The organism is Trichocoleus desertorum AS-A10, from assembly GCF_039962155.1.
Taxonomy (GTDB): Bacteria; Cyanobacteriota; Cyanobacteriia; order FACHB-46; family FACHB-46; genus Trichocoleus.
Genome location: NZ_JAMPKN010000072.1, coordinates 1 through 11,974, shown reverse-complemented (window position 1 = coordinate 11,974; position 11,974 = coordinate 1). Strand labels below are relative to the sequence as shown.

General features: G+C 45.1%; 11 protein-coding genes. All 11 read right to left on the bottom strand.

The genetic code is table 11. The annotated features are described in order from the left end of the window. The coding region (locus tag NDA01_RS29515; RefSeq protein ID WP_348230825.1) for a helix-turn-helix domain-containing protein at window positions 1-314 on the bottom strand (314 nt) is incomplete at its 3' end. Between the two features lie 199 nt (window positions 315-513). Further along, window positions 514-2,130 carry a B12-binding domain-containing radical SAM protein gene (locus NDA01_RS29510; RefSeq protein ID WP_348230824.1) on the bottom strand — a complete coding sequence of 539 codons (1,617 nt, stop codon included), beginning with the start codon at window positions 2,128-2,130 and terminating at the stop codon, window positions 514-516. 53 nt (window positions 2,131-2,183) lie between these two features. Beyond that, the gene (locus tag NDA01_RS29505; protein ID WP_348230823.1) at window positions 2,184-3,545 is read right to left on the bottom strand and encodes an NAD(P)-binding domain-containing protein; all 1,362 of its coding nucleotides are present in this window, start codon (window positions 3,543-3,545) and stop codon (window positions 2,184-2,186) included. 59 nt (window positions 3,546-3,604) lie between these two features. Continuing rightward, entirely contained in the window at window positions 3,605-4,483 is an 879-nt protein-coding gene (locus NDA01_RS29500) for an alpha/beta fold hydrolase (protein WP_348230822.1), read from the bottom strand. Between the two features lie 7 nt (window positions 4,484-4,490). Further along, window positions 4,491-5,549 carry a fatty acid desaturase gene (locus NDA01_RS29495; RefSeq protein ID WP_348230821.1) on the bottom strand — a complete coding sequence of 353 codons (1,059 nt, stop codon included), beginning with the start codon at window positions 5,547-5,549 and terminating at the stop codon, window positions 4,491-4,493. A 250-nt stretch (window positions 5,550-5,799) separates the two neighbouring features. Then, the gene (locus NDA01_RS29490; RefSeq protein WP_348230820.1) at window positions 5,800-6,270 is read right to left on the bottom strand and encodes a lipocalin-like domain-containing protein; all 471 of its coding nucleotides are present in this window, start codon (window positions 6,268-6,270) and stop codon (window positions 5,800-5,802) included. A gap of 44 nt (window positions 6,271-6,314) precedes the next feature. Further along, window positions 6,315-7,208: a class I SAM-dependent methyltransferase gene (locus tag NDA01_RS29485; RefSeq protein WP_348230819.1), complete on the bottom strand. Its 894-nt coding sequence runs from the start codon at window positions 7,206-7,208 to the stop codon at window positions 6,315-6,317. 31 nt (window positions 7,209-7,239) lie between these two features. Continuing rightward, entirely contained in the window at window positions 7,240-7,560 is a 321-nt protein-coding gene (locus tag NDA01_RS29480) for an acyl carrier protein (protein ID WP_348230818.1), read from the bottom strand. 52 nt (window positions 7,561-7,612) lie between these two features. After that, entirely contained in the window at window positions 7,613-8,575 is a 963-nt protein-coding gene (locus NDA01_RS29475; protein WP_348230817.1) for an acyl-CoA desaturase, read from the bottom strand. A 2-nt stretch (window positions 8,576-8,577) separates the two neighbouring features. Further along, window positions 8,578-10,362: a fatty acyl-AMP ligase gene (locus NDA01_RS29470; protein WP_348230816.1), complete on the bottom strand. Its 1,785-nt coding sequence runs from the start codon at window positions 10,360-10,362 to the stop codon at window positions 8,578-8,580. Further along, the gene (locus NDA01_RS29465) at window positions 10,359-11,126 is read right to left on the bottom strand and encodes a Coq4 family protein (RefSeq protein ID WP_348230815.1); all 768 of its coding nucleotides are present in this window, start codon (window positions 11,124-11,126) and stop codon (window positions 10,359-10,361) included. Before NDA01_RS29465 ends, NDA01_RS29470 begins: the two co-directional genes overlap by 4 nt. Window positions 11,127-11,974: the final 848 nt, after the last annotated feature.

Here is an 11,974-nt window from a genome sequence, read left to right as displayed (position 1 = left end):
AACTTCCTCAGCGCATCACTGATGTTCTGCTGCGTCACATTGTCTCCCCACAACTTCGCCATTTCGCGTTGAGTCTTGCCTCCATGCTCTCGGGCAAACGCCTCAAAGCGTTTCCAGTCTGTGATCTTATGCCGACACCCCTGCTGGAACTGGGTAATCGCTTGATAGTCCCCGCTTTCCGCTTGCCGTTTCAGCCATAGGTCTAGGGTGTTGCGACTGAAGTTGAACATGCGACAGACAGCACTTTTGCGTTCTCCACCTTGAAACGCTTCAATCGCTTTTTGCCGCAGGTCGTAACTGTAAGGGGCAGGCATAGTTCTATCCCAACACTTCTCTCCTTCAGAATAACGTCCTAACACAGCTATGTAAGGCTATACACCTGTGGCTTACTGAGCTGAAAAGCGCTGTAACCCTCTTTTGTCAATTACATGGGAGAAAATTTGAGAAGCTCGCATTTCGTTGCTGGTATTACCAATTTCTAAGCTAGACAGAACGAACCAATGCAGGGTTCAATCATTCTCTGGCCAGAGTGATAGAAGAGGAGTGAGCAGCTAGCTGGGTAACTTGATGGTTGTGGTTATGCTCGTCTGTGATCCTTGCTTCGTTTACCTGAAACTCCGCCAACTGTTTGCTAATTTGCTTACAAACGATTTCGCGGTAATCCAGAAAATGTTCTAATCGGGCACAGACTGCAATAAATTCAGTGAGGCGACTCCGTTTATATCGCCAGATACCAAAGAAATTCCGCCAGAACAACTTGCGAGTTTCGCTAATGACCCCCTGTCGCCAAAGAATTTTGAATAAGGCACGGATTTCAAGCCAGTGCATCTTTTGAGCAGTCGATTTATGTTTGGGTTCTGCCATCATAAGGTAGTGACGATAAGCTCGATCGAGAAACCGCGCAGGGTCATAAAGCTTCCAAAATGCCTGAATGTATTCCTGAGCAATTTCTTCAATGGGGCGCGTGGGAACAAAATTCATTAAAGTAGTCTGATTGACATCACCCGACTGAAGCCGCAATCGTCCTTCCTTCTCCAATCGCTTCCATAAAGCAGTATCAGGAAGTGCTTGCAACATACTGAAAAATGCGATCGGGATACTAGTTTGCTCGACAAATTGAGTAATGCGATCGCCAGCCCCAGCTTTTTCCCCATCAAAGCCAATAATGAATCCAGACATTACCATCAGCCCTGATTTAGTAATTGCAGTTACCGATTCATAGAGAGAATTGCGAGTATTTTGATGCTTTTGTGTCAGGGTTAAGCTGTCTTCATCGGGAGTTTCAATTCCAAGAAAAACGGCATAGAAATTACAGGCAACCATTAATTCCATGAGCTCTGGATCTTCAGCCAAATTAACAGATGCCTCAGTAAAGAATTTGAAGGGATAACCATGCTTTGCCATCCATTCTTTGAGTTCTTGTAAAAGGAGCTTGACGTTGCGTTTATTGCCAATAAAGTTATCATCGACCATAAAAACGCGGCCTCGCCAACCCAGCTTGTAAAGGGCTTCAAGTTCCACAATCAGTTGTGGTGGTGTTTTGGTACGTGGTTTACGTCCATAAAGTACAATAATGTCGCAGAATTCACACTGAAAGGGACAACCGCGCGAAAACTGAATTGCCATTGAGTCATAAGCACTCATCTCCAGTAGATCGAACCGAGGTACTGGGGTTTGACTAACGTCGGGTTTTTCTGTAGCACGAAATGTTCCTTCTAAGGCCCCTTTTTCTAGGGCTGCCACAAACATGGGAAGGGTAATTTCTCCCTCATCCAGCACTAAATAGTCTGCTCCCATTGCTTTCGCTTCCTGGGGTAAAGCTGTTGGGTAAGGACCCCCGACCGCTACAGATTTACCGTGCTGTTTAGCTAGCTGAATCTGATGCCAGAAATCTTCCTTTTGAACAATCATGGCAGATATGATAACCAGGTCAGCCCAGTCCCACTCAGATTTAGAGACTAGACGAATATTACAATCTACCAGTTTAAACTCCCATGTCTGGGGTAAGATAGCTGCCACAGTAATCAGTCCTAGAGGTGGCATCAGGGCTTTTTTTCCTACCAGTTCTAGTGATTTCTCAAATGACCAAAAACTTTTGGGGAACTGTGGGTAAACCAGCAGTACTCTCATAAAGACCTCTATTTGCTCAGGAAAGTAGGCGCAGTTAATGATGGAATCACGACCTAAGCGAGTCGTTCGGTGACACTTGTTTTACCAAGCAAAGATATGATGAATCGTTGGCTTGATTGCTTAGAATTTCGTTTTAGCTCTCGCTTAATCTCGTTGATGTAGGGATGGAAATCAACCTGCATCGTATGTCGGGTTGAGTCTATATACTGTCGTTTCAGACGTTGCTGTTCAATCTTAATGGTCCGTTTCATCTCTTCCTGGCTCGGTAAGGTAACAGATCCTTCAAGGATTCCAGCTACCCATTTTGACTGCCACTCAGCAATGGGCATGATTGCGCCAATCGGTTGAAATAAACCAATAAAGTAGAGATTGGGATAATTGGGATGGATAACTCGCTTATAAAGGGGTAACTCGTTATTCTGTGGATCGATAAAACTTTGGTCAAAAAAGGGAAAGACAATCTTGTAGCCTGTACCATAAATGATGATATCGATCGGTTCTTCTGTGCCATCTTCAAACCGAACACGATCGCCAGCCAGTTCTTTTACATTTGGCTTGATTTTAACTCTACCGTATCCCACTAAATTTAATAAATCTGAGGTAATTGTGGGGTGTTCACTCAGAAATTGATGCTTGGGAGCTGGCACTCCGTATCTAGCCTGAGAACCCCATGTCAGAAATAGCAGAAATTGTCCATAAATCCGTCGCAACCATAGAGGCATCGCGAAAAAGAAAGGAGTCAAATAGCTATCTAAAGGACGACCCAGAATATATTTTGGTAAAATGTAGGCACTGCGCCTGGTTGATAGAAAAGTTTGTTTGGCACTGCGAGACGTTTCGCAGGCAATGTCACAGGCGGAATTACCAATACCGACGACCAGAATGTTTTTATCTAATATTCCATCTGGGGTTTTGTAATTGTGGGAATGCATTGCCATACCTGAGAACTTACCAGGAAAGTCAGGGTATTTAGGACACCAATGATGCCCATTTGCCACAATTACGGCTCTATAGTTTTCTGTTCGTTCACCCGCATCGTTCCGGATAGTGACGCTGTAGGTTCCATCATTCAGGGGCGTAACCCGAACTACTTCGGTCCGAAAAGTAATTTTGTTACGGAGTCCAAAGTGATCAATGTAGGACTCGAAATAGTCCAAAATCTGACTGTGCCGCGGATAGTCAGGATAATCATCTGGCATGGGAAAGTCTGAATATTCCATGTTCCGCTTAGAGGAATTGATATGGAGGGACTTGTAAGCTGAAGACATTCCATTATCATTCAGATATCGCCAGTTACCACCAATGCCTGACCCCTTCTCGAAGCAGTCGAAAGGAATACCTTTTTGATGCAAAATCTTTGCAGTCGAAATTCCAGATGAACCCGCACCGATAATACAAACGCGATCGGTTGCCATTGTTATTTGCTCCTATGAGTTACAGTGTGCAGGAGTATCAAAAAATAGATTAAAAGTAGTCAAAGCGTAATGTTCGTTTGCTTGACCCAGTTTGTGAGAATTTGCTGATATTCCGTAAAGCGTTCTGCAAAAAACATATGTCCCATCCCTGGTAGAATTTTAAGTTCTGCATTGGGAATTTTTTCGGCAAGCAATCGAGTTTGGTTGTAAGCAATCACTGGATCGCGATCGCCCGCCATAATCAAAGTTGGAGCTTGAATGTGAGGTAGGAGCGCAGATATATCCATACTTGCGAAACTACGAAACAAATAAGCTAAATCATCAAGATTATGATGAATGACTCTGGGATAAACCACAGCAAGTGTGAGTTTTAAGTTGGGAGAGTGGAAGTAAGTGGAATGATCGGCTGCAAAAAATCCACTCACCCAGCTATAAAACATTGGATTCAGCATAGATAATCTGCACACTAGCTTAAAAAAAGATACTCCTGGACGACCCATGCAACATAACTGTTGCAACCATCCCATTAAGCCCTGCCATTGTCCACTGGCAAATCCAGCAATACAAAGAACACGACTGACGGAAGAGGGGTAGTGAGCAGCAAGATTGAGGGCTGCGAAACCACCGACAGAGTACCCAACCAACATTACGGAGCGGTCTCCGACCAGAGACTGAATCGCCTTGTGGAGAAGTGTGGCGAGTTTTTCACTGGTCAATTGTACGTTGTTAGCTCTAGGAAGCATACGAGACGGATAGTGGGCAGGTAAGTTGATGAAGTAACAGGGTGTTGCTTCCAAGATATTTGGTAAATTAGGGAGCCAGAAGTCAGCAGTCAGTGTAATTCCGTGTAAAAACACAATTGGGCTACCAGGCTGGTCTTCGTTAAACATGAAAATAGACAACTCATGCTCATCAATAGTGATACTGTGTTGCAGCATACCACCGTCACTTCTGGAGAATAAACAAAGTCTCAAATGTAGATCTGCTTAATATGCGTTTCCAGGCTTCCCCTATAGAAACTTGATTGTAGTCTGTTGGAAAATGTTTTCGTAGTAACTGACTCACTAAAGGATAGTAGTCAGGATTCATTGATGGAAACAGATGATGTTCTGAATGATACGAGAAATTGCTATGAATGAAATTGAAGAAGGGATGTACGATTACTGAGGTGGTTGCAAGAATAGAGTTATTAGAGACAGCTATTGGATTAGGGAAATGATGAGTTTTAACATAAATGAGGAGTGTAGCAGACGAGATAAAAGGCGGGAAGACTCCCATGAAGCAGTATTTAACGAAATCACTCTGCAGGTTAATAAAGAGAAGAACTTGTAGAGCGACAATAAAACCAATTTCTCCAACAACTGCGGCTTTTTCTCTCCTTGTGTAGGGCTTTTGATATGGAATGAAGTGAAGTGTACTTTTCTGTGACCAGAAAACACCAATTATATTTCGTAATGTGTAGATGACAAGGTGAGTCAGTGGAAGTGGATTGATGAACCAGGGAAATCGCTTAAACTTCTGAGGGTAGAAGAGCACGCTATAAACTTTTCGCAACCAGGTTTGCTCAGAGGTTAACCAAGGGCGATCGGAATCTTTGAGTGTACCCACATGAGGATGGTGAGTATGGTTATGAACATGTACCCACACAGTGCGCGGAATTAAATTAAATCCCCAGGTGACAACTTCTAAACAACTTTTCAGTAATCCTGACGGAAGTACTGAGCCGTGACTCAAAGAGTGTGCAAAGAGAGCTAGCCCAGTAAGACTATGACTGTATAGGAGAGAAATTAGTAGGAGAAAGATCAAATTAGAAGTCAAATGAGCGAGCAGAATACATATTAGTGCTAGAGACAGCCAGATGAGGAAATAAAGAACGTGACTGGGCTTCTGCTGAAATACTTCCTTTGGTAGCAAGGGACGGAGTGTCCGAATGTAATCGCCATCTGTATGTACCTTGGCAGATGTGTCTGTTTCAGGTGAAGAGGTGCCAAGCGTGCTGATCATTGTCTTCTCTTTAGTGCCGTTGTTTTTAGTTCCTCTGTCTCCTTGAGGATCGTATATACACATCTTAAGTCCGATGCATTTTGTCCCGCTGACTCTCATTATGGGAACGCCTTTCTGCGTTTCCTAATCTAGGAGCTAATGAAACAAAAAAGTCTTGAACGCAAGTTAACTGCTAGTGTATATGGTGTCAGTCTCAAGAGAAGAGACAGGGGAATCAGGGTAATGTTTTACCAGGTATTAGATTAATAGATTAGGTAGTAGTTGTTGCGTAGAGAGCTTCAGACTGTGGACTGAAGGTTGCTACCCGTTCCCAAATTAGATAACCTACTTGCTCAATTCCATAGACAACCATTTGGGGAGTGCTGAGCGTGAGGCGATCGCCAGCCAGTTCGACAAAGCGAACCTGATCGGTGCCAACCCAATTGGGAAAGAAACTGACATTGACGTGATGAACGACTTTGTGATCTTCCAGCTTGTAGCTACCGCAGTAGGAAATAAATGAGTCTGCTGCTGCGATCTTTTCCTCAGGCGTGGCACCTGCAATATCTCCTGCCTGAAAGCGTAAGCGATCTGACTTCATGATTGCCACCGACATAAAGCCATTGTCAGTGTAGACCAGATCACCTACGGGGTTAGCGCCTAAGGGTTGAAAAACGCGACCATCTGATGTCCGAGTTTCGCAGCTCAGCAGTCTCCAAGTACCAACGATTTGATTGGTCATGATGTCCTCTAAAAGATGAAGGGAAAGATAATGAAGATTGCTCGTTATCCAATGCGCCGAAATGTGAGCCGCAATAACAGTAGATCACCCGTCAAGAATCCTAGCAGTGCCAGGTAGAGGTAGCGCTCGTAGCGGGTAAAAACAGCCTCTCCAGCGCAATGAATGACTTCAGCTCGATGTGCCCGCAGACTCTTTAGCCAGACTTCTAGCGTGCGCACATAATCTAGACGATCGTTTCTCACAGTCACAATCTCAAAGATGCCTTCTGCTGCTTCTGCAATTTCAGCAAGGCGGGGCGAGTTCGATTCAGGAAAGATTTCTTCATTCGCAAACTTTGCCCCCGGTAACTTTTGGACTTCTTCTGGTTTCCGCTTTCCATAAGCGATCGTCTGCAACGACATCCAGCAACCCGGATTTAACCATTGGTGGCATCGTTGAAAGAATGTCCGGTAGACCTCAATCTTTTCTGAGCTAGACAGTTCTGGTTTGACAAAATGCTCAAACGCGCCTACTGAGGTAATGGCATCAAATGGAGCGGTTGGCGTGTAATCTAACCAACTTTCTAACCGAACTTCGATATGAGGATGGTTGATTGCCTGCACCCAGTTTGCTTGGGCTTCACTTAGGGTTAGACCGATCGCTTGCTCAACGTTGTGGTCTGTTACTAGACGTTTGAGAATGCCACCCCAACCACAGCCAACGTCAAGAACGCGCTTTTGCCCCTTTGCTCTTGCTTGTTCGATGTGGTAGTCAATTTTTCGCAGTTGCGCCTGTTCTAAATCGGTGTTTTGCTCATTCTCAGCCCAAAGCGCACATGAGTAAGCCATGCTGCGATCAAGCCAAAGTTGGTAGAACTCATTGCCAACGTCGTAATGGTGTTGAATGGCGGCAGCAGAAGCTCCAGTGGGGACTGATAAATTAGAGGTTGCAGCGTTCATATTGTTTAATTCATGACTTTAGGTGGAATGGTTACTTGTGAACCACTGAAGAGAAATTAGCAGCAAGCCGTTGAGACAGCACCTTAATCGACGGCAGATCGTATAAGAGTGTTGGACTCAACTCACGCCCTGACAAAGCTTCTATGTGACAAATCAGACTGATTGCTGTGGCTGAATCTAGACCATATTGATCAAAAGCAGCTTGAGTATTAACTTGATTAGGCTCAATTTCTAGCACTTGTGCAACGTAATCAATAATCCAGCCTTGAATGACTTCCGCTGTCGGTGATGTTTGAGAACCATCAGTTGGATGGTTAGGAACTTGAGTGGAGTCAGAAATACTCGTTTGCATGATGAACCTCAAAAAATCAGAAATCAGTATGACCAAATAACAAACTAGAACCTTAGGAAACAGATTCATCAGTCATTGTGTTTGCAGCCTTTTTCGCTTGAACCATCAGTTCTGTAGGAACGGTCACATCCCATACCAGTCCCATGATTTGCAATAGCCGAATAACCCAGTAACCCAGATCAATTTGCCACCAGTACAACCCAAACTTGGCTGAATGTTGAAAAGCGTGATGATTGTTATGCCAAGACTCCCCGGCCGTGGGCAGCGCTAACCAGAAATTGTTGACGCTGCGATCGCGAGTTTGAAAAGGGTGCTGACCCCACAGGTGACAGACTGAGTTGATACACCAGGTCGACTGTTGGGCAACATACAGGCGAATCACACCCCCTAACCAGAAACCATGCCAAACCCCTAGCCAAGTTTGAGCCAAGATGCCGGTCACGACTGCTGGGAACACTAGCCCTAAAATGATCCAGAGATAGTACCAGCGGCTCACTTTCTGAATTGCCTGATCTCGCAGTAGCTCCGGCGCATAGAATACTGGATTGGGATAGTCATACTCCCACTTCCAGGAAAGATGGGAATGCCATAAGCCAAGCCACCGATTGCCAGTAGTATGTGGAGAGTGAGTATCTTCTAGTTGGTCACTAAAGCCATGATGATGCCGATGATTGGCTACCCAGGATAATAGCGGACCTTGCGCACTCGTTGAACCGAGAATGACTAGCAAATTGCGAATTAGGGGATGGGCGTTAAAACTTCGGTGAGTAAAGAGCCGATGATATCCAACGGTGATTCCTGTACTGGTCAAAAAACACATACCGAGAAAAACAATTCCATCGATCGCCGTGAGTGATTCATTCCATAACACGACGATCGCAACCACAAACCCAACGAGCGGCAAAACATCACACATCAAGAAATGGCGCTTCTGCATCAGTTTGATGTAACGATTACTAATCAGATTCTTCTTGAAGGGTGGTTCATCAGAAGTCGGAGAAATGGTAGCTTCCATGTTTAGACTCCTTTCCCTGCTCCTAATGGCTCTAGGTGATGTGAACAGTTCTGTACAGGTACGATCTCCAGGTTTTGAGCTAGAAATTGCTCACGGCAAGCAAATCGGCGAATCTTGCCACTAGACGTTTTGGGAATACTTCCTGGTTTAACGAGCATGACAGTATGAACTTGTAATTCATGCTCTTGAACGACTGTTTGGCGAATCTGACCCACTACTTCCATGTAGTTGAGTTGGCGGAGATAGCGGCGATTGACTTCTTGCACTACAATCAAGCGCATCTCACCCCTCTCACCCTGGCGAGAGATGGTAAAAACAGCCCCATTACCTCCGTAACAAGCTGGATGGCTTTGCCGTACGGTCAACTCGATATCCTGTGGATAGTAGTTGCGTCCACGGATGATGATTAGGTCTTTTAACCGTCCTGTGATATAGAGTTCTCCGTTTTGCAGAAACCCTAAGTCGCCTGTGCGTAAAAATGGACCTTCACCACTATCAGCCAGATAAGCGTGGAAATAGGCAGTCGTCGCCCCAAAATTGTTCCAATAGCCTTGAGCAACACTGGGGCTCGATACCCAAATCTCACCCACCTCGTTCGGCAAACAGGGAATCAGCTTGTCAGGATCGACAACAATCACCTGTTGGTTTGTTAAAGGCTGACCACAACTGACCAGAATTTGACTTCCTTTCTCTCCGATTTCAGCAGGAATGATCTGATTTTGATTGAAGGCTTCTTGCTGAACCACTTGAAGTGTGGGAGTCGTTGTTTTATTGCCACCTGAAATAATTAGAGTTGTCTCAGCCATGCCATAACAGGGATAGAAAGCCTCAGATCGAAACCCACATGGGGCAAACAGAGCAGTAAACTTCTCAATTGTTTCTGCCTGCACCGGCTCCGCTCCGTTAAATGCTACTTCCCAGCTGCTTAAATCGAGACTGGTACGCTGTGCTTCAGTTACTCTTTGAATACACAAGTCATAGGCAAAGTTAGGGCCACCGCTCGTCGTTGCTCGGTAGTGAGAAATTGCCCGCAACCAATAAAACGGCTTGTACAGAAAAGTGATTGGAGACATTAACACGACCGGCATCTCACTATACAGGGGTTGCAAGATTCCTCCAACTAATCCCATGTCATGGTAGGGCGGTAACCAGATGACCCCACAAGTTTTAGAGGAATGTCCAAATGCTTGGTGGATGAGAGCTGAGTTATGTAACAAATTACCCTGGGTGATCATGACTCCTTTGGGAGCTGCCGTTGAGCCAGAAGTATACTGCAAAAATGCTAATGTCTCTTTTTCTATCGATGGTCTTTGCCAATCTGACCGAGTCATCCCATCTAGTTGGTCAGTTGCAAACCATTGGATAGCTTGCAGGTTAGGGAGTTGGTTTAATTGCTGCTCTATGCTCGCCAAAACCTGCTGATTTGTTAAGGCAAACTTAGGTTGGGCATCTGCCACAATCGCTTGCAGGCGTTCTAAGGACTGATTTTGGCGGGGAGGATAGGCAGGAACTGCGATCGCGCCAGCATACAAACAGCCAAAAAAAGCAGCGATAAAGTCGAGACCAGGCGGATAAAGTAAAATCACTCGCTCTTGGTACCCTCCCCGACTCTGTAACCAAGCGGCGATTGTTTGTGCTTGCTGGTGTAACTCTAAGTAAGTAAGGGTGGCATGTTCATTGCCTGACTCATTGAGAAAGCGGTAGCCAATTTGATTGGGATGGCAAGTTGCCCGCTCATATAGAACATCAACAAAGGTTGAAAGAGTAGAAAGCAAAGCAGGATTCATGAAACGAGAGTGACAACAGAGAGAGAATCATTTGCTTCAAAAGCTGAAGACGCTGGAGCATTCGTGGCGGACTTTGTCAGCACTGCTTCCATATCGGCACTGAGAACCGAATCAATATTCAATTCTGCCCGAATTTGGTCAATCGGCGTTTCCCAGTGTTCCTGCCAAGGGATACCGAACAAAGGTTTGGCTCGTCTACCCATAATCCAGCCACGCACCACTGCTGCCATTAATTCTTCGCACAACTCAATCTCGAAGAGTGCTGTTTTCAAGAAATTTTTGGCGAGTAAAGCAATCCAGAAGCGGGCAGGATAGAACTGCGCTAAGGAGAAGGTTTCAATCTGAAGTTCTCCGGCTTTTGTCGTATCACTACCTGTGACGATATGCCAGATGTCGTGGGTTTCAGAAATATAGTTAAACAGATAGACATAATCATTGGGTGCTGGTTCACGAACTGGGGGAGGGACCAGCCCATTTTGCTTCATATGCGCAGCATAGAGATGCCCCAAGGTGTTGGGGGGGAGTTGATATAGGGCATCAAGATCAACCTTTCCTAGATAGCGGCGTTCTGCCAATGCCTGCTTTCCTTCTGAAGTGCAGGAAAGATGCTCGATTAATAACTGCATACCCTGCTGATCCATCAAGACATCGGCATACTTGCCAATCTTGCTGAATGCTCCATAGGGAGCTTCAACAACTTGCATGAAGCGATAACCAATGATCAGAGTTTTGAGCTGATGCTTGAGGAAACTTATAAAGTTCATGATATTCATTTCCACGGAGAGTGAGGCACTTCAGAGTATGATTGAGTTTCAGCGCAGACTGAATGGAATGTTTTTCAAACTATAGAAAAACAGGGAGAACTTGCTATAAATACTCTCAAAAATTTGGACTTTTCAAGATTCTTGTATCAGAATGTCTTATCTAAGAGTGACATACTTCCTGCCAGCGGTTCCCCTCTCTGGGCTAACATCTTTCACCTAACTGGTGGATGTTAAAAAATATACTTGTTGCTTTATAAGGTAGATTAATCTTGCCCTTGATCAGGAAGTAGAGCGTGCTCAACATTAATCGTGCGTTGAAGAAGGACCGGCTATTAAGAGCATTGACTGGGCGGAATCGGAAAGCATTTGACCCGTTATGCGAGGTCTTCAGCACAGTCTATCAGGAGCAACTTGAGCGTACCCCTCAACCCAGCGTTGCATAATGGGAGTATGAATTAGGGGGAATAGTGATGCAATGTCCTGAATGTGGCTCCTCGCATACCCGTAAGAATAGCGGTAAGGAAGGTAAGTAAAATTACATTTATGTCAACTGCGATCGCCAATTCATTGACCAGTATGACCCACCGCAAGGATATTCAGACGGGGTCAAACGCGAATGTCTCAAAATGTATGTCAACGACGTGGGGTTTGCGTGCTTCGCACACGCTACGCGAACGCTCCATCGAACGGGTGAAAGGAGTGTATCACACAACGGTCATTTACTGGGTTGGTAGACAGGGCAAACGCATCTTATTGAGCAAAGACTTTAGCCAGATAATCATTATCCCAGCCTGCTTTGAGGCGCTTGGCCTTCATTCCCCCCTTGGCAGTCTTCTCTTGGCTCAACA

Excerpts from the sequence above, each read along its gene's own strand:
- NDA01_RS29495 (WP_348230821.1), bottom strand. The coding sequence starts at position 5,549 with ATGATCAGCACGCTTGGCACCTCTTCACCTGAAACAGACACATCTGCC.
- NDA01_RS29510 (WP_348230824.1), bottom strand. The coding sequence starts at position 2,130 with ATGAGAGTACTGCTGGTTTACCCACAGTTCCCCAAAAGTTTTTGGTCA.
- NDA01_RS29500 (WP_348230822.1), bottom strand. The coding sequence starts at position 4,483 with ATGCTGCAACACAGTATCACTATTGATGAGCATGAGTTGTCTATTTTC.
- NDA01_RS29490 (WP_348230820.1), bottom strand. The coding sequence starts at position 6,270 with ATGACCAATCAAATCGTTGGTACTTGGAGACTGCTGAGCTGCGAAACT.
- NDA01_RS29480 (WP_348230818.1), bottom strand. The coding sequence starts at position 7,560 with ATGCAAACGAGTATTTCTGACTCCACTCAAGTTCCTAACCATCCAACT.
- NDA01_RS29485 (WP_348230819.1), bottom strand. The coding sequence starts at position 7,208 with ATGAACGCTGCAACCTCTAATTTATCAGTCCCCACTGGAGCTTCTGCT.
- NDA01_RS29505 (WP_348230823.1), bottom strand. The coding sequence starts at position 3,545 with ATGGCAACCGATCGCGTTTGTATTATCGGTGCGGGTTCATCTGGAATT.
- NDA01_RS29470 (WP_348230816.1), bottom strand. The coding sequence starts at position 10,362 with ATGAATCCTGCTTTGCTTTCTACTCTTTCAACCTTTGTTGATGTTCTA.
- NDA01_RS29465 (WP_348230815.1), bottom strand. The coding sequence starts at position 11,126 with ATGAACTTTATAAGTTTCCTCAAGCATCAGCTCAAAACTCTGATCATT.
- NDA01_RS29475 (WP_348230817.1), bottom strand. The coding sequence starts at position 8,575 with ATGGAAGCTACCATTTCTCCGACTTCTGATGAACCACCCTTCAAGAAG.